Source organism: Acinetobacter sp. NEB149, from assembly GCF_012516415.1.
Classification (GTDB): Bacteria; Pseudomonadota; Gammaproteobacteria; order Pseudomonadales; family Moraxellaceae; genus Acinetobacter; species Acinetobacter lwoffii_V.
This window is the reverse complement of record NZ_CP051209.1, coordinates 76,786-95,799: the sequence shown is the minus strand read 5'-3', so window position 1 is coordinate 95,799 and position 19,014 is coordinate 76,786. Positions and strand designations below refer to the sequence as shown.

Below are 19,014 nucleotides of genomic sequence, written 5' to 3'. Positions count from 1 at the left end.
CTGCCGGATCTGGTGTTTCTATCGGCGGGCGATACCAGTGTAAAATTCCTCGGAATAAGAGCTGCATCTGCAACACGCTTTGCGCTTTAAAGTCATGGGATTGAATATGAATCGTGGATGGCTTTGTTGCACAAACCTATCTGTAAAGGCTTTTTCAGCGATATAATTTTCAAATGAAGAAGCCTACACACAAAATCTACCGCACAACCAATTGGCCCGCATATAACCGAGCACTCATGAGTCGCGGAAATATTGCCATTTGGTTTGATCCTGCTACGCAATGGTATGCGCCATCAAAAGGCAAACAAGGGCGAAATCAAACCTACTCCGACGCAGCCATCCAATGCTGCTTAATGATTAAATCCTTATTCCGTCTGTCTTTACGTATGGTCACTGGCTTTGTGCAAAGTCTGATTAAACTTTGCGGATTAAATTGGATAGCGCCAGACTACACTACAATTTGTAGACGACAACAGCATATTGATATTGCAATCAGCTACCAAAAAAGTAGCGATGGGCTGCATCTACTCGTAGACTCTACAGGCATGAGGTTTCTAGGTGAGGGCGAATGGAAACGCAAGAAACATGGAGCTGAATATCGTCGCCAATGGCGTAAACTACATATTGGTATAGATGCCAAAACCCTACAAATACGCGCTATTCAGCTCACAACCAATAATGTCAGTGATTCACAGGTGCTTGGTGATTTACTTAATCAGATTCCACAAGATGAGCAGATTGACTCTGTTTATACCGATGGAGCTTATGACACCAAGCAATGCCGTCAGGTCATTGCAGATCGGCAAGCACATGCGGTGATTCCACCTAGAAAAAATGCGAAACCATGGAAAGATACAAAGAGTAGCTCGCTAGAGCGAAATGAATTACTTCGAGCAATTAAACGTTTAGGCAGGACACTATGGAAAAAATGGTCAGGCTATCATCGGCGAAGTTTGGTTGAAACTAAGATGCATTGCATCAAATTATTAGGAGATAAACTCAGTGCAAGGAGTTTTGATAGCCAAGTCAATGAGATCCATGCACGTGTGGCAGTCCTCAACAGATTTACGGAATTAGGTCGACCACTTACCCAAGTTACGCCTTAAATTTGGCTCAATTAGGGGCGCTTTGCATTTCAAATCTTTGTGCAACAAAGCCAATGTATATAAAAAATGGTTAAATAATTGCAAGGGGGGCTTTAAAACGTTTTAATCGTAAAGCATTTCCTAGTACAAATATTGACGAGAGAGCCATTGCACCAGCAGCAAATACAGGAGAAAGTAGCAGTCCAAATTGCGGATAAAGTACACCTGCTGCAATAGGAATCAGAGCTGCATTGTAAACAAATGCCCAAAATAAATTTTCACGAATATTGGTTATAGTCGCTTTGCTTAAAGCGATAGCATTTGGCACTCCTTTCAGGTTGCCAGACATCAAAACCACATCAGCAGCTTCAATAGCTACGTCTGTACCTGTACCTATTGCTAAACCAATATCTGCTTCTGCAAGTGCAGGGGCATCATTAATGCCATCTCCAACATATGCGAGTTTACCATATTGATTTTTTAATTTTTTAACGGCCTCTATTTTACCTTCTGGTAAGACTTCTGCAATAACCTCATCAATACCTAGTTTTTTTGCAATCGCTTGAGCTGTATGACGGTTATCACCTGTAATCATGGCAACCTTTAAACCTAACTGATGTAACGCTTCAATTGCAGCAAATGTTGATTCTTTAATTGGATCTGCTACAGCAATAATGGCAGCAAGTTTCTGGTCAATCGCAACATAGAGAGGGGTTTTTCCTTCTTCTCCCAAACGATCCGAAAATTGAGAAAAAACATTAGGATTCAAACCTAGTTTTTCCATATATCGATCTGCACCAATATGAACCAAATGTTCAGACACCGTTGCTTCTATTCCATAGCCCGTGACTGACTTGAAATCAGCAACAGGAGACAGAATTAATTCCTTATCTATAGCGGCTTGTACAATTGCTCGAGCAATAGGATGCTCAGACTTTGATTCAACGGCTGCCATAAGTGAAAGTACGGCATTGTATTCAAACCCTTCTAAGACATGCAGATCGGTTAAAATTGGTTTCCCTTCAGTCAGGGTCCCTGTTTTATCAACAGCAACCACTTTAGTTTCTTTGAGCAGCTGCAAAGCTTCCCCTTTACGGAATAAAACACCCATTTCAGCACCACGCCCAGTTCCCACCATGATTGATGTAGGCGTTGCAAGTCCCATTGCACAAGGACATGCAATAATGAGTACCGCAACTGCATTAACTAAGCTAAACGTTAGGGCTGGCTCAGGGCCGAAGATAAACCAAGTAATAAAAGTTAAAAGAGAGAGACCCATTACTACAGGTACAAACCACATGGTAATTTTATCAACCAATGCCTGAATAGGCAGCTTGGAACCCTGTGCCTGTTCAACCATTCGGATGATTTGAGAAAGCACTGATGAACTACCAACAGAGGTGGCTTTGATATTTAAGCTGCCACTTTGGTTAATTGTTCCTCCTACCACAGTAGAGCCTATCGTTTTTTCAACGGGCATAGGCTCGCCAGTAATCATGGATTCATCAATAAAACTTTGGCCGTGAATAACTTCACCATCGACAGGGATACGCTCGCCTGGTCTAATCTCTACAATCGTTCCTGTTTGAACTTCGGCAATCGGAACTTCTATCACCTGATTATTGAGCTGTATTCTGGCAACTTTAGGCTGCATTCCAACTAGATGTTGAATTGCTAAAGACGTTCGGCCTTTTGCCTTGGCTTCAAAAAATCTACCTAATAGAATTAAAGTGATAATAACCGCTGCAGCTTCATAATAAACATTGACCGTGCCTTGTGGCAGGACACTTGGAAAGAAAGTAGCAACCACTGAATAAAGATAAGCAGCCAATGTTCCTACAGCCACCAAGGAATTCATGTCTGGTGCTAAGCGGAATAAACTTGGGATGCCCTTTTTAAAGAAGCGTCGGCCTGGAAAAATTAATGCTACTGTGGTCAAGAAAAATTGCATTAACCAGCTATTTTGTTGGCCAATGTTATCCATCATAAACGTATGAAAGGCGGGAATCAGGTGTGATCCCATTTCTAAAATAAAAACGGGTAGAGTCAATAAGACTGACAAAATTAAATCTTTTTTAAGTTTTTCTAATTCAATATTTTTTTTATCTTGAAAGCTTTCCGTAGTTTGATGAACTGACTTTGCTTCAAACCCTGCTTTGGTGACAGCCTGAATTAACGAGTCACGAGTGACAGATGAGCTTGCCTGAATAGTCGCTTTTTCAGTAGCCAGATTTACATGAGCTGATTCCACACCCTCAACAGATTTTAAGGCCTTTTCTACTCGACCTACACAAGAAGCACATGACATACCCTCAATCGTAAGCTCTATTGGTTGCAGCGCTTCCACTTCGTAGCCTGCTTTTTCTACGGCTTTAATTAAAGTAGCGCGATCAAGTGGTTGATGCGCATAAATGACTGCTTTTTCGGTAGCCAGATTTACATGAGCCGATTCAACACCCTCAACAGATTTTAAAGCTTTTTCCACACGGCCTACACAAGAAGCACATGTCATCCCCTCAATCTCTAATGTTTCACTGTAGTGTGGCGTATCAGTCATTTCGGTACTCATATACGATCTCTATCATTTAGATATGCTGAGTTCTATATGCGAAGATCAGCTCGAACCAAGATTAGGGGGAATTCAGGGATTACTTTTATTTCAAGCAAGTACAGGTTTTATCTGTACGATGAGGAAAATAAGAGAGAGTAAAAGTGGTAAGGAATTCCCACTGTTACTCTAACAGAGATTAAGCAGGATCAGCTGTAAATCCACGCTCACTGAGAGTGGCAATGACTTGATCCTGACTCACCGTTGTGTTGATTTCAACAATACGGTTTTGTAAATCAATATCGAGTGAGGCATTCGAGTCGAGCTCTTTAATTGCGGTAGTAATGCCGCGTGCACAACCACCACAAGTCATATTAGCGATGTGAAATTTCATATGTTGCTCCTTTTTAACAAAACATTTGTTTAAAACATTAGAACAGTAACTCTAAACTTTCACCATACAACCAGCCTTTTTCTGAATCAGTGACTCGCTGTAACTTGGTCTGTTTACAACCTTACAGTTTTCTTCAGAGTATTCCAAAGAAGAGTGTTCTAATGACTACACTAAAAGTACTTAACCAACATTAACGTGACTTTAAAATGACATTTCTGTCATCTACGATCACTCTGAAATTTATAAGATTAGTTATTTCAATCAATGGTAGTGAACTGAATAGATGAGACCGTTATGGGTTGAAGATAAGCTAAAAACCGGTGACTACCTTTATGTATAATGCCTCATGATGCGATTTTACTGTTCTGATTGTCGTAAGTTGACAGTCCAGTAGAAACTTTATTGCTCAGCTACAAAAGATAAATGCAGTAATGTTAAATTTCCTCAATTCCCTTATTTTGAAATTCTCTTATTCAATACCCACGACAGTGGTTATATAGCCTGTTGTTAATAGAATTGATAGACCTAATAACATCTCAAATAAAATGGCATGACTAAGGTGTTTAGCGAATTTAGGATGTTGAAGACGCGGGGTGAAATACCATTTGTTGAAGGCAGCTAAAAGTAGAATACTTATAACAAAAAACATTTTAACCATGAAACCATAGCCATATGCAGTATTGATTAAGGTATTAAAATCTTTAATTAAAAGAAGAGCTACACTAGCGCCACAGGCGATTAATATCCCAACAATGAAAGCAGCAATACGTCCAAATACATGCATGCGATCTTTTAAAGGTAAACCACTTATTTCCCGGCTGGTTTTCCATAACGGATATAAAGACCCCATCCATAACGACATAACTAGAATATGGATTGATAATAAAATTTGAGCAAGTAAGGTTAAATTAGCGACATGTCCGAGCTGGGAAAAACTAAAAATAATCGGGATAAGTAAAATACAAAATATTGAACTTTCAATTATAGAAAACTGACCTTTGTTCCTGTTAAGTTTAACCACCATGAGAAGAAGTAAAAGAGCAAAACTAATAGAACGAAGAACGTATATATACCCCGTCGGAGTATTAACCAATATATTAATATACGTGGGGTCCACCATACCTGTAATACCAGTATTGGCAAAACTACCAATCAGAATAAAAATCCCAAGGTACTGGAAATTAGGCCTAATCCAGCGCCAATTGTAATATATTTAAGAATCGATTCTTTTAGTTCAAGATATTGTCTAAGTAAAAAATAGCAAAAGGCTCCACCAACGACAAAAGCTACACTTAAATATAAAATAACCTTAGTTAACCAAGTGGCCCACATCCAATATTCAGAAATCATTATTTTTGTCCATTCTAGAACAACATGCCAGCACCTCACTGACATGTTGAAAGGTAATCAATTCTTATTTAGTTGATTTGATAGTGAAACTATATTCACCATTCATGTTGTGACCATCTTTCCCCATTGTTGTCCAGACAACGGTATATTTACCTTTTTTCAGTTTCGGAAGAGCGACATCAAAGGATTTCTTTAAGTCATGAGTAACTTCATATTTTAAAGGAACATCTCTTCGCTGAGCATCCAGTAACTTAATATTCATCAACATAACCTCTGCACCAAAGTTAAGGGTCAAGTTCTTTGGTTGACTAAGGATAGATGCATTTTCCGCAGGAATCGCACTCACTAAACTCACATGAGCGAACGTAGTTGTAGTAGCCACAATCATCGTTGCAGCTACTACAACATTACGTAGAGCAGTCATTTTATTTTGAAATAATTTCATTTACGTTTCCTCTTGATTCGTTAGTTCATTAGAGATGACTTTATAAAATCTATATTTAATGAGACCACATCATCTCCTCTTATATTTCAATTATTAGTGAGAGACAGAAACAGAGCGATGACTTCAAAATTACATTTTTGTCATTTTTAAAATTTAAAATCTTTAACTATTAAAATAATCTTATTGAAAAATAATGATCATTTAACAAACAAATTATGTAGGTGGTTGATTTATGAAATGTAGTAATCATTTTGACTAAGAAAATAGTAGCTATTTAATTTTTTATATTTTAGTTTAAATATAAACATGTTATGTTTAATTTGATCTAATATAAATTTGTGGGCTAAGCACATGACTCAAACACGTCCAAGAATGACCAAATTATTTGAACAGCTTGGTTTAGCTTCTACTGAAGAAGCAATTGCAAAATTCATAGAGAGCCATCAGCTAGCTGGAGATGTTTTTTTAACACAAGCAATTTTTTGGACTGATGCTCAACGTCATTTTTTAGAAGAAAAACTACACTCTGATGGTGAATGGACGACAGTGATTGATCAATTAAATGAGTCTTTACATGAAAATTCAGTAAAATAATTTTCCGTTAGTATTAAGGATCTACATTCTTCCCTGCATTGAATACAACTCATTCATACAGTAGTACTGTTTTGGAGATGGAATCTCTATTATATAAGTAGTAGATTCCTTACTCTGAAATTTGGATTATAAACCCTAATATTAAAAATAATCTTCTTTACCTTCTAAGTTGACAAAAATAACTAATGATGCGAAAAGGTTTTTTTAGTTAACAGATGTTCACACATGCCTAGAATTGTTTCTGTACCACTTAGTTTAGAACAGCGAGAACGACTCATTTTTCTGGTCAAGCATGCAAAACATTGGCGTGAAAGGCAACGTGCCCAAACTATTCTCTGGCTTTCCGAAGGTAAAAGTGTTGCGGAAGTTGCCACTCTACAAGAACGTATCCCAGAAACCATAAGGCTACAACGCCGACGTTGGGAATTGTATGAGTTTGAATCGATTAAAGAAGGTCATCGCTCAGGTCGACCCAATACATTGATCTCAGACTATCAGGCGAAAATCCTAGATTGGGTCAATACAAGTCCACTCAATGCAGAACAAATCCGAGTCAAACTACATGAAGAATACGAAGTGTCCGTGTCTGTTGAAACCATTCGTAAGTTTTTACGTGATTCAGGTATGGTCTTCAAGCGTACCCGTCATAGCTTGAAAAAAAAGAGATCCGATTGCATTTGAACAAGCAACACAGCAGATTGAAGAATTACGAGAGCAAGCGGCACGTGGTGAAATTATATTAGGTTATGTTGATGAAACAGGATTTTCATCTACACCTGATAACCGCTATGCGTGGACAAAGATAGGTGATGTTCATGCGGTTGATGCAATAAGATTAAAACGAGTTAATGTCATGGGGTGTTTGCTTTCAACGGGGAAACTGGTGACTAGTTGTTTACAAGAGTCAGTGAAAAGCACTTGGTTTTATGCCTATTTAACTGGAATAGCTCAACAAGTAAAACAGATGTATAACCCATTGCTGTCCCACAATTTTTCACAAGAGGAAGCTCATTTGAGCTTCCTCTTGTTTTATGGGTATTTTATCGGGTGAAAATAAAGCTTTTAAAGTTCTTCTTTCAAACAAATTCACTTGAATTATTCTGAGTAAACGTTGAACTGTCCAACCTGTTTTCCCTAAATGTTGAGCGAAACTTACCAGTAAATAGGCGATCATCGCAATCCAGATTTGCGTCTGAATGGCGTTCTTGCTTCGGCCTAAAAAGGCTTTTAATTTCAGGTTCTGTTTAATCGCTTTAAAGAACAATTCAACTTTCCAGCGGTCTTTGTAAATCGCTGCAATGGTAGAGGCAGCTAGATGAAAGTTATTGCTGAGAAAGCTAAAGTGCTTGCCACTTTGCTGATCTCTATATTCAATTCTTCTTAATACGGGGGCTTTTCTTTTTAGGGCATGTGCGCTATTTAGCTGAATGGTTTCATCTTTTAGAATGCCTTTGGATTCAAGCACGGGATGTTGCTGGATCACCTGATACACCGATTTAGGTCTAAAACGTGTCACAAAGCTAACGTTTTGAGCGCTTAGATTCGCATACCATTGATAATCGACATAGCCTTTATCAAAGACCACAATGCTGCCAGCGGGAAACTGGAATTTTCGGCCTTGTAACATGTCATTTTCTTTACCATTTTCAACTGCAATAAACTCAGGAATATCATTGCTGTGATTCAATCCTATGCTGAGTTTCATGCTGGCTTTTGAGTCGTGAACTTTGGCCCATTCACATAAGGAAAGCGACAGGTCAATATGACTGGCATCCAGGGAATATAATGGATTCTTAAAGCGAAATTTATGGGCTACTTTTGAGTGTTCATAGTATTTAAGCAACTTGTAAAAGAGCTGTTGATACAAGGCAGCAGGCTGCTGCTCATTGATTCGTGCCAGTGTACTTCGGGGAATAGACTTTGCTCCGAAATGACTCAGTTTGTCCTGTTGGCACTCCAGATTGGATTGAATATCTCTCAGACTTTGCCTGCAGGAAAGTTGAGACATCAAGATGGGGCGAATTCAAACATGAGGTGCGACAGTTTGAAAAGTCTTATGATAATCAACAAGCTGAGCAAATTTCTCTAATGGTGTAAGCCAATCTAACGCTTTTCTAGGACGAGTATTCAGTGACATGGCAACTTGATTTAAATAATGCTGATCTGCCTGATTTAAATCAATCCCTTTAGGTAAATATTGCCTAATTAAACCATTCATATTTTCGCATGTGCCTTTTTGCCAGGGTGAATGTGGGTCACAGAAATATACATCTATGCCTAAATCTTCTTCAAGTATTTTATGTTCTGCCATCTCGCGTCCACGGTCATAGGTCAACGTTTTACGCAGTTCTGCAGGTAAATATTTCAGAGCTTCAGTTAAAGCCTTGCGCACTGATTCTGCCTTTGCATCAGGTAATGTTGCCAAGATACAGAGCCGTGTATTTCGTTCAATAAGTGTTGCTATCGAACTTTTATTGTCTTTACCTTTAATTAAATCAGCTTCCCAATGACCCGGTATTTTTCTTTCTTGAACTTCGGCTGGGCGCTCATGAATAGTTTTAATATCCTGTAATATAGAATCTTTTTTAGGTTCACCGTTAGCTTTTCGCTTTTTATTTTCATGACGCAGACAGGATAATAAGTCTTTTTTCAACTCACCCTTTGGTAATGCTCGTATCGTTGAATAAATCGTTGTATGGCTTACATTCATTGTTTGATCCAAATCAGGAAATGTCTTTAAACGCTTTGCTATTTGCTGAGGAGACCATAAACAACGGATCGCTTCAACAATAAATTTCCAGAGGATTGAATCGATTTTGAGTTTTCTGTGACCACGTCTACGTCTAGCGAAGGTGTTATCAGAAGCATATTGAGCTTGATAAACGTCATTGATGCTATTTCTTTTAAGCTCACGATAGATCGTACTAGGATGTCTTTTAATGAGTTCAGCAAATTTTCTGGCTGAAAAGCCTTCTTTTCTTGACTCAAGCATTAATGCAGTACGATCTTCAAAGTTAAGATGATGGTATGACAATTTTATATACTCCATAAACCCTTTAAATTAATTAGGTGGTTTATGTCGCACTTCAAGTTTTACTCTGCCTGGCAATAAACTGATCCCATCTTGAAGCCGCTCTAAATTTCTGTCCAACATGGTGTACTTTAGCAAGTTGCTCAAAATCCTGTCGCACGACGGGTTTAATAAGCTGATGAAATACGGTATTCTGATGTGACAAAACCTGAATCCTGGTCGTTAAAGTGTTTGCTTGCACTCATATTTTAACGATTTGGACTCAGGTTTTTTATTTAAATCAAACTATGGGACAGCAGTGATGTATAACCTTCCATTGGTTCTTATTGTTGATAATGCCTCGATTCATAGAAGTAAAAAGATGGCTGATTACAGAGAGCTACTTAAAACTAACTTTTCGACGAATCTGTATTTTATTCCAGCTTATAGCCCTGAGTTAAATCGAATCGAGATGGTATGGAAGCAGATGAAATATTATTGGCGAGATTTTCAAGTCATGACAGCTGACAAAATAGAGCAATGGGTGGAGAAAGTATCAAACCAATTCGGAAAAGAATACATGTTTACTTTTTAATGACAACTTATCTAATAAATATACCAATAAGTTTAATAATTAAATTATCCACCCTTTTTTCTATAAAAAACTATTTTGATCAACTGTATTTTTTCTTTAAAGGAATAACAGTGTAAATTACATTAAGAATGTGTCTCTAACTAGCCTTGGAGTCATCTAATCATTTCATTTTTATTTTTTTAAGCACATAAAATCATAACAACTTTAATAGTTTTAAAAGATTAGGGTCTGTTGACATTTCAAGTATAGAATTTACCCGATAAAGGTAGCCAAATAAATATACAAGCTAATGCAACTGCCCCCTCATAGCTACACTTTAGCTTATCATATCGTGTTGCTATTCCTCTGAACTGCTTTAACCTACAAAATGCATTCTCAACTAAGTGTCTGATTTTATATAAATACCAATCCATATGATCATTATTTGACTGAGTATTTGATTTTCTTGGAATATTCGCTTTAGTTTTTTTCGCAGATATTTGTTCTCTTAATGATTCAGAGTCATATCCTTTGTCTGCACAACATACTTCCGTTTCACTCAAATCAAGTTTTTCAATCATTTTGGGAGCAATCTTGACATCATGTATCGTTCCATCGGAGATAATAATTTCGATTGGATTGCCATCCGCATCAACAGCTAAGTGTATTTTAGAACTATTTCCACCAATGCTTTTAGAAATATCCTGATCTTTTATTCCAGCAGAATGTTGGTGTGCCCGAACATGACTACCATCAATAAAAACCCATTCCATATCAGCACTTGAAGAAATTAATTTAAATATTTTCATTAACTTATCATTTTTACACCAACGATTATATTTTTTAAAGATTGAGTTATACGAACCAAATTCTTTAGGCAAATCACGCCATGGGCAGCCTGTTCTTATTCTATAAAGTATTGCTTCGACAAAATTTCTCAAATTAGATTTGAAATAGATATCAAAATTTCGGAAAATAGAAAGTAACTTAGACCAGTGTTGATCATTCAGCATTGTACGAGGCATAGCGAGAAGTAAATTTGGTTTGGCGATTAAATTTTACTTTCTCGCTATTTTTTTGAACAGTAAATGTCAACAGACCCTAATATTAAATAAAATTTTTGTCATCTCAGCATAGACTATATATTTCGAGAAGATCTCAAAATTACATTTTTGTCATTTTTAAAAATAATTAATTAATAGTGCTAAAATTTTTAAGAGAGACAGAGAATAACCAAAAATTTCATCAGTTTAGTAGTCAAATTCCTAGACTCTGTTCAGTACTAAAACATAGCTTTTACTTCCAAATTATTTAAAGGAAAAAATTATGATGAAATTCAAAAACATTTTTTTGGGCTTATGTATCGCAGCCGCGTCATTGAATACATTTGCACAGCAATCCGATGAACACAAAGATCACCACCCTGAAAAAACAGCACCATCTGCAGTAACAATTAAGCAAACAGTTACCAGCACCACTGCTACAGATAAAATGGCTGCAATGGATCAACACATGAAGGCGATGCAAGCCATGCATGAGAAGATGATGGCTGCAAAAACCCCACAAGAACGTCAGAAACTTATGGCTGAGCACATGAAACTCATGCAAGGAGGTATGAGTATGATGAAACAGATGGGCAGCCAAAGCATGAATGCAAATATGGCTGACCGTCAGCAGATGATGGAAAAACGTATGGACATGATGCAATCCATGATGCAGATGATGATGGACTGTATGCCTCCGTCAGCAACTAAATAGTTACCCATGAATTAGGGGAAAGCACCATGAATCACCAACACCAAGAAAATAATTCAGTACCTAACTTTTGGTCTACACGTTATGCCATTGGTCTAATCGTGCTGGGTGGTATCGCAGCTTATTTTCTATTAACGGAACATTTAGCCCACGTTATCGGTGCTTTGCCTTATTTATTCCTTTTAGCGTGTCCACTGATGCATATTTTTATGCATGGTGGTCATGGGCATAACCACTCGCAGCAAAAAAAATCCGATATATCTGATAACAAAAAATAGCTCTTATCAGGAGATCCATCATGAATCATGCGGAATCGGCTTATGGTTTATGGACGCTGGTTATCATTAACTCAGCAGTTTTTATCATGTTCGCTTTCAGTTTTTTTAGACCTTCCACTGCGCGCGATTGGCGTACATTTGGGGCCTTTTCGGCTTTTATCATTGCTCTATTTGTCGAAATGTATGGTTTTCCTTTAACCATTTACCTGTTATCTGGTTGGCTTCAAACTCGCTTCCCTCAACTTGACTTACTTTCTCATAATGCAGGTCACTTGTGGTCAACGCTATTAGGTGAAAAAGGTGATCCACATTTTGGCATTTTGCATATCGCCAGTTACGTTTTCTTGGGCTATGGATTTTACCTGTTATCAACGTCATGGCACGTGCTGTACAACGCGCAACGTCAGCATTCTTTAGCGATCACAGGCCCTTATGCACGTATACGTCACCCACAATACGTGGCTTTTGTGATGATCTTGCTGGGTTTTTTATTGCAATGGCCAACTTTACTGACACTGATTATGTTTCCAATCCTACTCTTAATGTACAGCCGCTTGGCAATTAAGGAAGAGGCTGAAATGAGTAAACAGTTTGGCGCTGTCTATGACAGCTATGCTCAACAGACTCCGAGATTTATTCCAAAATTCGGCCATAAAACCACTTTACCATAAGAGAATTATTTATGTCAGATCAAAAAAATCATAACCAGGACCATATGGCACAGGCTACAACAGACGTACTGAAAGACCCAGTCTGTGGTATGACCGTCACTGAAGAATCGAAATACCATGAGGAATTTAAGGGGAAAACTTACTTTTTTTGCAGTGATAAATGTCAATCAAAGTTTCATAGCAGCCCGGTGCAATATATCGCTAAACCCGCAACGACGACTGCCGATGCACATACACAGCATCATCAGACTGTTCAACACGTTAATGCGGCAAGCACAACAGGTACGACCATCTATACATGCCCAATGCATCCAGAAATCAGGCAAGATCATCCTGGAAACTGTCCTAAATGCGGAATGACACTGGAGCCACTCATTCCTGAATTAGAGGAAGATGAGAATCCGGAGTTACGTGATTTCCGCCGACGCTTCTGGTGGACACTGCCATTGACCATCATCGTGACTTTTTTGGCGATGTTTGGTCATCAAATGAACCTGTTCAATATGGCTGTTCAGAGCTGGATTGAACTGGTGTTGTCACTCCCAATTGTACTTTGGGCAGGTTGGCCATTTTTTTCCCGGGGTTGGCAATCGGTTGTGAATCGCAGCCCGAACATGTGGACGCTGATTGGTTTGGGCACTGGAGCTGCATTTATTTATAGTGTGGTCGCAACCATTGCACCGCAAATCTTCCCAGACTCATTTATTTCCATGGGTCGTGTCGCTGTTTACTTTGAAGCTTCAGCGGTCATCATTTCATTGACCCTACTGGGACAAATATTGGAGTTAAAAGCACGTTCGCAAACTTCTGCTGCAATTAAGTCACTCCTTGGGCTCGCTCCTAAAACAGCTCGCCGAATCCTGCCTGATGGAACTGAAGAAGATGTTCCTCTAACGCATGTCCATGTAGGAGATTTACTCAGAATTCGCCCAGGTGAAAAAGTGCCTGTGGATGGTGTAATCACTGAAGGAAGTAGTTCAGTGGATGAATCGATGCTGACAGGTGAACCTTTACCTATCACTAAACGCATCGGTGATAAAGTCATTGGTGCTACCCTGAATACCAATGGTTCCCTAATCATGCGTTCAGAGAAAATTGGTTCAAGTACCATGTTATCCCAGATCGTACAGATGGTGGCGCAAGCTCAACGATCGAGAGCACCAATGCAACGCATGGCTGATCAGGTTGCAGGTTGGTTTGTCATGGCTGTAGTAGCCATTGCCTTGCTTACCTTCTTTGGATGGGGACTGTTCGGCCCAGAAGAGTCGAGCTGGGTTTATGCATTAATCAATGCTGTGGCAGTACTCATTATTGCCTGTCCTTGTGCACTAGGCTTGGCAACTCCAATGTCTATCATGGTTGCAACGGGTCAAGGTGCTACTCATGGTGTGTTGTTCCGCGATGCAGCAGCCATTGAGAATCTACGCAAAATTGACACACTAATCATCGATAAAACAGGTACGTTAACTGAAGGACGCCCTGTATTCGATCGTGTGGTTGCCGCATCAGGTTTCGATGAATCTGAAGTATTACGTTTAGCCGCCAGTCTTGATCAAGGCAGTGAACACCCGCTAGCCGAAGCGATTGTAAACGCAGCACACGAACGTGGCCTGCCTCTTGAAACACCAGATAATTTTGAATCAGGCTCAGGGATTGGTGTTCGAGGTCAAGTGGGCGATCGTCAGTTAGCTTTGGGCAACACAGCACTGATGGAGCAATTAGGTATCTCGGTACAATCTCTGATTCCGCAAGCCGAAGAGCTGCGTTCAGAAGGTGCAAGTGTGATGCATCTAGCCATCAATGGTGAATTGGCCGGCCTGCTTGCAGTATCCGATCCCATCAAAAAAAGTACCCCTGAAGCACTTGCCACCCTGAAGGAAGCTGGACTACGTATCGTGATGGCAACAGGAGATGGTCTCACCACTGCCCGTTCAGTCGCATCACGTCTGGGTATTGATGAGGTACATGGTGAAGTTAAACCCGCAGATAAACTCGAACTTGTCAGCAAATTGCAGAAGCAAGGTCGCATCGTGGCAATGGCCGGCGATGGCATCAATGATGCACCAGCCTTGGCTAAAGCTGATGTCGGTATCGCTATGGGGACCGGAACTGATGTCGCAATGAATAGTGCTCAAGTTACCTTGGTCAAGGGAGATTTACGCGGTATCGCGGCTGCCCGTTCACTTTCGGAAGCTACTGTTGGCAACATGAAACAGAACCTCATGTTTGCTTTCCTTTATAATGCCTTGGGTATCCCAATAGCAGCTGGCGTACTCTACCCATTTACCGGTTGGTTGTTGTCACCCATGATTGCGGCCTTGGCCATGAGTTTTAGCTCCGCTTCAGTGATCACCAATGCCCTTCGCCTGCGACATAAAAAGCTATGATAGAGAGTCTTTTTCTTCCACCAGATGTATCAGGCCTGATTGCAGCACTTGCCATCGGCCTGCTCATTGGTTTAGAACGAGGATGGAATGATCGTGAACTGCCAGAAGGCAGCCGAGTAGCAGGCCTACGTACCTTCACATTGACAGGATTACTCGGAGGAGTGCTCGGTCATTTACAGCCAAACTTTGGGCCTTGGCCACTAGTCGCAGCCGTATTAGGGCTTTCCCTTTTACTTACGGTATCCTACGCGCGTACCGCAAAAATTTCCGGTAATTTAAGCGCTACCACGACGATCGCGATGCTGTTGACATTAGTTTTAGGTGCATATGCATCCCATGGTAATGTTACTTTAGCATTAACCGCGGCTGTCATCGTGGCTGTATTTTTGGATCTCAAGCCAACCTTACATGGTTGGTTACGCTTGATCGAACATCGTGAATTAACCGCATCCCTGCAGTTACTGGTACTTTCTGTCGTTATATTACCTTACTTACCCAATACGGGTATGGGACCTTTTGCTGCATTAAATCCTTACCAGTTATGGTGGGCAGTGATCCTGATTGCCGGACTCTCTCTGGCAGGTCATTTTGCCATGCGGCTTACCGGTTCAGAAAGAGGCATATTCTGGACAGGTCTATTGGGTGGTTTGGCATCTTCTACAGCTGCAACTGTCGCACTGGCACGCTATACACGCCAGCACCCCGTCATGGTCAGTGCTGCTATTTCTGGAACATTGGCTGCCTGTGGCATCATGTTTTTTCGTATGGTTGTGCTGATAGGCGTCATTGAGCCAGCATTGCTAAGCACTTTTGGTGGTGCAATGATGATTGCGGGAATCCTTCTGCTGGGTATGGCATTGTGGAGACAACGCCAAATTACCAGCGCTGAAAACAACGATCGAACAATAGAAGCAATGGCTCCTTTTGATCTTGGGACAGCATTCAGCTTCGCTGCTTTCCTGGCTGTCATGGCAGTCTTGGTCCCGGCAGCAAAACAATGGTTGGGCACCAGCGGCATCTTCGTATTATCGACTATTTCTGGGCTAGCAGACGTAGATGCTATTTTAGTCTCACTTGCCCGCCTGCATAGTACTGAAGGCTTAACAACAAATGTGGCTGCTGTCGCGCTAGGGCTGGCCACACTGAGCAACATGTTAAGCAAAGCGACAATTGCATGGATGACAGGGGGGGCACAGTTTGGCCGAGCTATCATATTTGGCTACACAATTGCCATGATAGGTGCTGGCGTAGCTCTGGCTCTCAGTTTGAGCTTTATGTAAGGTCAACTCGGGTAAATGGAAGATGTTCAAAAAATGAGTTAAAATGATTCCCCTTGCATGGATTCACTTTGAAAAACAATGGTAAAAATGATTCGACCATTGAGGGATTCAGCCTGGATGGTCGCCCCAAGCATATCAAGAATAGATTTTGTTATGGCAAGCCCTAAGCCGGTTCCTTCTTCTGTTCTTTGTCTAGACGCATCTGTTCGATAAAAACGATCAAATAATCTGGATAGTTGTTCAGGAGAGAGTTCAGGGCCTTCATTTTCAATTGAAAATATTGTGTTATCTAAATTCTGTTGAAGTTTTATCTGTATTGTAGAATTCTTGTTTCCATATTTAACTGCATTAGACAATAGGTTGCTGAGTGCGCGACGTAACATAGCAGGATCACCTTTTACATTGCCAGATCCTGTTTGTTGAAGTGTCATATTTTTTTCGGCAGCTAGAGCGTCATAGAAATCAAATAAAGCGGTAACTTCTTTAATGAGGTCAATATTCTGTAAGTTCTGTAAATTTAAGCCATGTTCTGCTTTTGCCAAGAAAAGCATATCGGACACCATTCGAGCCAAACGTTCAAATTCTTCTAAATTAGAAAATAGTATTTCTTGATAAGTACCAATATCTCGGTTACGGGCGAGACATACTTGAGTTTGGGTCATTAAATTATTAATCGGTGTTCTAATTTCATGTGCTAAATCAGATGAAAAATCGGAAAGTTTTTCTAAAGCTGACTCTAGTCTGTCCAGCATAGCATTGAAGGCGATTGCCAATGATTTTAGTTCGGTTGGTGTATGCTCAACTTCTAAACGTTCTGAAAGATGTTGAGCAGAAATTCCTTCTGCGACCTTAGCCATTTTTTGCACTGGTCTTAAACCTCTCCAGGTTGCAAACCAACCTAAAAACATTAAACAAATTGTACCAGCCAAACCAATATACAAAAGTTGACGCTTAAAATCTTTTAGAAAATGTAGATGTTCTGATGTATCGATCCCAACAATAATTCGTACAGATTGTATTTCAGAATTTCTATTTATACCTGTAGTGTAGATCATGCCACGATAGGTCTTATTTTGAACTTGCCATTTAATCCATGAATTATTTGCTGACTTGATTAAATTTTGAGTATTAATGATTGAGGATGCTGAACTAAATAAAACTTTACCTGTCGGTCGTTCTATTTGGACCATAAGATCATGGTGTCCAACTAACGCATCTCTTAAATAAAGATTAAGTTCTGGAGAATTTTTAGGATGCTGTTGGAGAAGATTCTGAATAAGCTGGATTTTACCTTCTAATTGGGTACGGTCTTGAGTTTCAAAATGATGCATTACTAATTTATTTATGAACAAACCCATAATAATTAGAATGAAAATAGTAGATAATGAGAAAATGATACCGATCCGGAAACTGATCGCTCTGAATAAATTATTATTCATCCTCTACCTCTAGTACATACCCCATTCCTCGAATATTCTGAATTAATTTGGGAGTAAAGTTACTGTCAACTTTACTTCTTAATCGTTTAATAGCGACTTCAACGACATTCGTATCACTATCAAAATTCATATCCCAAATTTGAGAAGCAATCAGCGCTCTTGGTAAAATTTCACCTCGTCTACGCATAAAAAGTTCCATAAGCGCGAATTCTTTTGCCGTCAGATCAATGCGTTGACCCGCTCGCGTTACCCGACGTTTTCTCAAATCAAGTTCTAAATCAGCAATCTTAATAATATTACTATCTTCTCTTTGTTGCCCTCGTCTAAGGAGCGTTTTTATTCGAGCTAGAAGCTCTGCAAAAGCAAAAGGCTTAACTAAATAATCATCAGCGCCTAGCTCTAATCCTTTTACTCGATCTTCGATTTGATCTCGGGCGGTAAGAAAAAGAATGGGCATTGTTTTACCGCTGCTACGAATATCATTGATAATATTCCAACCATTTAGTCCAGGTAACATCACGTCTAAAATAATTAAGTCATACTCTTCAGAAAGAGCTTGATGTTTACCCGTTAACCCATCTGTAACCCAGTCCGTAATATAGCCAGCTTCGGATAAACCTTGCTTGAGATAATCACCAGTTTTTTGTTCATCTTCAACTAATAGTATTCTCATCTCAGAATCCTAAGTTATTCATTAAAACTATAATAACGTTATAAAACATCTGATCGAGATAGATTACAAAAATGTCATTTTCAAGTCACTTAGATGTTCAGTGCTTCACTTTATTGTAGTAGCAAGAAATTAACTTTTAGAGAAACTTATGAAAACTGTAGTGCGTCGTAGTCTAACAATTTTAATGTGTGCTGGAACTTTAATTGCTGGTACTCAATCTTGGGCAAAAGATGTATCAACCTCAAGTGCCACTAAAACGGTAAAAGCACAGGAACCTTGTACAAAACCTTGTAAAATGGAAAAAGATGACAAGACTCAGCAAGATCATAGTCAACATCAGTCTCCTAACTCATCTGACATGTCAAAAATGGATCATTCTATGATGAATATGGACCATTCTAAAATGGATCATTCAAAGATGAATATGCCTAGTAGCAATAAATAATTTTATAAATAGCGAGAAAGAAGTATTAAAGTTTATACTAAATATTTGCTTTATTACTTCAATCTTGACCTTTCTAAAGGTGAGAT

The 19,014-nt window shown here is 39.4% G+C and carries 16 protein-coding genes and 4 pseudogenes; 10 read left to right on the top strand and 10 right to left on the bottom strand.

The genetic code is table 11. The features are described from left to right. Positions 1–173 precede the first annotated feature (173 nt). Positions 174–1,106 (top strand): IS5 family transposase, encoded by a 933-nt coding sequence (locus tag HGD77_RS15975; RefSeq protein WP_168731013.1) that lies wholly within the window; start codon positions 174–176, stop codon positions 1,104–1,106. A 70-nt stretch (positions 1,107–1,176) separates the two neighbouring features. On the opposite strand, the gene HGD77_RS15970 is transcribed toward HGD77_RS15975, so the two are convergent. From HGD77_RS15970 to HGD77_RS15955, 4 genes and pseudogenes are all read right to left on the bottom strand, one after another. After that, on the bottom strand, positions 1,177–3,654 hold the full coding sequence (locus HGD77_RS15970) for a heavy metal translocating P-type ATPase (RefSeq protein ID WP_004281880.1): 2,478 nt from the start codon (positions 3,652–3,654) through the stop codon (positions 1,177–1,179). A gap of 178 nt (positions 3,655–3,832) precedes the next feature. Then, positions 3,833–4,027 carry a heavy-metal-associated domain-containing protein gene (locus HGD77_RS15965; protein ID WP_004281879.1) on the bottom strand — a complete coding sequence of 65 codons (195 nt, stop codon included), beginning with the start codon at positions 4,025–4,027 and terminating at the stop codon, positions 3,833–3,835. A gap of 469 nt (positions 4,028–4,496) precedes the next feature. Then, positions 4,497–5,377: pseudogene (locus HGD77_RS15960) on the bottom strand (copper resistance D family protein). A gap of 64 nt (positions 5,378–5,441) precedes the next feature. Then, positions 5,442–5,822, bottom strand: a complete 381-nt coding sequence (locus HGD77_RS15955) for a copper resistance protein CopC (RefSeq protein ID WP_004281877.1) — start codon at positions 5,820–5,822, stop codon at positions 5,442–5,444. A 351-nt stretch (positions 5,823–6,173) separates the two neighbouring features. On the opposite strand from HGD77_RS15955, the gene HGD77_RS15950 reads away from it, so the two are divergent. Together HGD77_RS15950 and HGD77_RS15945 are read left to right on the top strand one after the other, a co-directional pair. Further along, a complete protein-coding gene (locus tag HGD77_RS15950) occupies positions 6,174–6,416 on the top strand; it encodes a DUF2789 family protein (protein ID WP_004281876.1) in 243 nt (80 codons plus the stop codon). A gap of 225 nt (positions 6,417–6,641) precedes the next feature. Next, on the top strand, positions 6,642–7,097 hold the full coding sequence (locus HGD77_RS15945; protein WP_004647755.1) for a helix-turn-helix domain-containing protein: 456 nt from the start codon (positions 6,642–6,644) through the stop codon (positions 7,095–7,097). Between the two features lie 313 nt (positions 7,098–7,410). On the opposite strand, the pseudogene HGD77_RS15935 reads toward HGD77_RS15945, so the two are convergent. The 3 genes and pseudogenes from HGD77_RS15935 to HGD77_RS15925 form a co-directional block, all read right to left on the bottom strand. Then, a pseudogene (locus HGD77_RS15935) lies at positions 7,411–8,424 on the bottom strand (IS4 family transposase); the annotation flags it as partial. Positions 8,425–8,439: 15 nt separating this feature from the next. Next, on the bottom strand, positions 8,440–9,408 hold the full coding sequence (locus HGD77_RS15930; protein ID WP_081398964.1) for an IS30 family transposase: 969 nt from the start codon (positions 9,406–9,408) through the stop codon (positions 8,440–8,442). A gap of 112 nt (positions 9,409–9,520) precedes the next feature. Beyond that, a pseudogene (locus HGD77_RS15925) lies at positions 9,521–9,652 on the bottom strand (DUF4372 domain-containing protein); the annotation flags it as partial. A 99-nt stretch (positions 9,653–9,751) separates the two neighbouring features. Between HGD77_RS15925 and HGD77_RS15920 the strand changes: the two are divergent. Beyond that, a pseudogene (locus tag HGD77_RS15920) lies at positions 9,752–10,021 on the top strand (transposase); the annotation flags it as partial. A 239-nt stretch (positions 10,022–10,260) separates the two neighbouring features. Here the strand turns inward: HGD77_RS15920 and HGD77_RS15915 are convergent. Then, positions 10,261–11,025, bottom strand: coding sequence for an IS5 family transposase (locus HGD77_RS15915; RefSeq protein ID WP_004645258.1), 765 nt, complete (start codon positions 11,023–11,025; stop codon positions 10,261–10,263). Between the two features lie 301 nt (positions 11,026–11,326). Here HGD77_RS15915 and HGD77_RS15910 point away from each other — a divergent pair, with 301 nt between their 5' ends. From HGD77_RS15910 to HGD77_RS15890, 5 genes are read left to right on the top strand one after another with little or no spacing between them, the layout of a single operon-like run. Further along, positions 11,327–11,758: a hypothetical protein gene (locus HGD77_RS15910; RefSeq protein ID WP_004695737.1), complete on the top strand. Its 432-nt coding sequence runs from the start codon at positions 11,327–11,329 to the stop codon at positions 11,756–11,758. A gap of 26 nt (positions 11,759–11,784) precedes the next feature. Next, complete coding sequence (locus HGD77_RS15905; RefSeq protein WP_004695740.1) at positions 11,785–12,033, top strand: DUF2933 domain-containing protein; 249 nt, start codon at positions 11,785–11,787, stop codon at positions 12,031–12,033. 20 nt (positions 12,034–12,053) lie between these two features. Beyond that, positions 12,054–12,704, top strand: a complete 651-nt coding sequence (locus tag HGD77_RS15900; RefSeq protein WP_004281871.1) for a methyltransferase family protein — start codon at positions 12,054–12,056, stop codon at positions 12,702–12,704. Positions 12,705–12,715: 11 nt separating this feature from the next. Next, on the top strand, positions 12,716–15,091 hold the full coding sequence (locus HGD77_RS15895; protein ID WP_005265660.1) for a heavy metal translocating P-type ATPase: 2,376 nt from the start codon (positions 12,716–12,718) through the stop codon (positions 15,089–15,091). Beyond that, positions 15,088–16,371: an MgtC/SapB family protein gene (locus HGD77_RS15890; protein ID WP_005264340.1), complete on the top strand. Its 1,284-nt coding sequence runs from the start codon at positions 15,088–15,090 to the stop codon at positions 16,369–16,371. The genes HGD77_RS15895 and HGD77_RS15890 overlap by 4 nt, the downstream gene beginning before the upstream one ends. A gap of 38 nt (positions 16,372–16,409) precedes the next feature. Here HGD77_RS15890 and HGD77_RS15885 read toward each other — a convergent pair whose 3' ends face one another. Together HGD77_RS15885 and HGD77_RS15880 are read right to left on the bottom strand one after the other, a co-directional pair. After that, on the bottom strand, positions 16,410–17,810 hold the full coding sequence (locus tag HGD77_RS15885) for a heavy metal sensor histidine kinase (RefSeq protein WP_004281867.1): 1,401 nt from the start codon (positions 17,808–17,810) through the stop codon (positions 16,410–16,412). Then, a complete protein-coding gene (locus tag HGD77_RS15880; protein ID WP_004281866.1) occupies positions 17,803–18,483 on the bottom strand; it encodes a heavy metal response regulator transcription factor in 681 nt (226 codons plus the stop codon). The genes HGD77_RS15885 and HGD77_RS15880 overlap by 8 nt, the downstream gene beginning before the upstream one ends. A 148-nt stretch (positions 18,484–18,631) precedes the next feature. Here HGD77_RS15880 and HGD77_RS15875 point away from each other — a divergent pair, with 148 nt between their 5' ends. Beyond that, positions 18,632–18,928, top strand: a complete 297-nt coding sequence (locus tag HGD77_RS15875; RefSeq protein ID WP_004281865.1) for a hypothetical protein — start codon at positions 18,632–18,634, stop codon at positions 18,926–18,928. Positions 18,929–19,014 lie beyond the last annotated feature (86 nt).

Excerpts from the sequence above, each read along its gene's own strand:
- HGD77_RS15975 (WP_168731013.1), top strand. The coding sequence starts at position 174 with ATGAAGAAGCCTACACACAAAATCTACCGCACAACCAATTGGCCCGCA.
- HGD77_RS15970 (WP_004281880.1), bottom strand. The coding sequence starts at position 3,654 with ATGAGTACCGAAATGACTGATACGCCACACTACAGTGAAACATTAGAG.
- HGD77_RS15965 (WP_004281879.1), bottom strand. The coding sequence starts at position 4,027 with ATGAAATTTCACATCGCTAATATGACTTGTGGTGGTTGTGCACGCGGC.
- HGD77_RS15955 (WP_004281877.1), bottom strand. The coding sequence starts at position 5,822 with ATGAAATTATTTCAAAATAAAATGACTGCTCTACGTAATGTTGTAGTA.
- HGD77_RS15950 (WP_004281876.1), top strand. The coding sequence starts at position 6,174 with ATGACTCAAACACGTCCAAGAATGACCAAATTATTTGAACAGCTTGGT.
- HGD77_RS15945 (WP_004647755.1), top strand. The coding sequence starts at position 6,642 with ATGCCTAGAATTGTTTCTGTACCACTTAGTTTAGAACAGCGAGAACGA.
- HGD77_RS15930 (WP_081398964.1), bottom strand. The coding sequence starts at position 9,408 with ATGCTTGAGTCAAGAAAAGAAGGCTTTTCAGCCAGAAAATTTGCTGAA.
- HGD77_RS15915 (WP_004645258.1), bottom strand. The coding sequence starts at position 11,025 with ATGCCTCGTACAATGCTGAATGATCAACACTGGTCTAAGTTACTTTCT.
- HGD77_RS15910 (WP_004695737.1), top strand. The coding sequence starts at position 11,327 with ATGATGAAATTCAAAAACATTTTTTTGGGCTTATGTATCGCAGCCGCG.
- HGD77_RS15905 (WP_004695740.1), top strand. The coding sequence starts at position 11,785 with ATGAATCACCAACACCAAGAAAATAATTCAGTACCTAACTTTTGGTCT.
- HGD77_RS15900 (WP_004281871.1), top strand. The coding sequence starts at position 12,054 with ATGAATCATGCGGAATCGGCTTATGGTTTATGGACGCTGGTTATCATT.
- HGD77_RS15895 (WP_005265660.1), top strand. The coding sequence starts at position 12,716 with ATGTCAGATCAAAAAAATCATAACCAGGACCATATGGCACAGGCTACA.
- HGD77_RS15890 (WP_005264340.1), top strand. The coding sequence starts at position 15,088 with ATGATAGAGAGTCTTTTTCTTCCACCAGATGTATCAGGCCTGATTGCA.
- HGD77_RS15885 (WP_004281867.1), bottom strand. The coding sequence starts at position 17,810 with ATGAATAATAATTTATTCAGAGCGATCAGTTTCCGGATCGGTATCATT.
- HGD77_RS15880 (WP_004281866.1), bottom strand. The coding sequence starts at position 18,483 with ATGAGAATACTATTAGTTGAAGATGAACAAAAAACTGGTGATTATCTC.
- HGD77_RS15875 (WP_004281865.1), top strand. The coding sequence starts at position 18,632 with ATGAAAACTGTAGTGCGTCGTAGTCTAACAATTTTAATGTGTGCTGGA.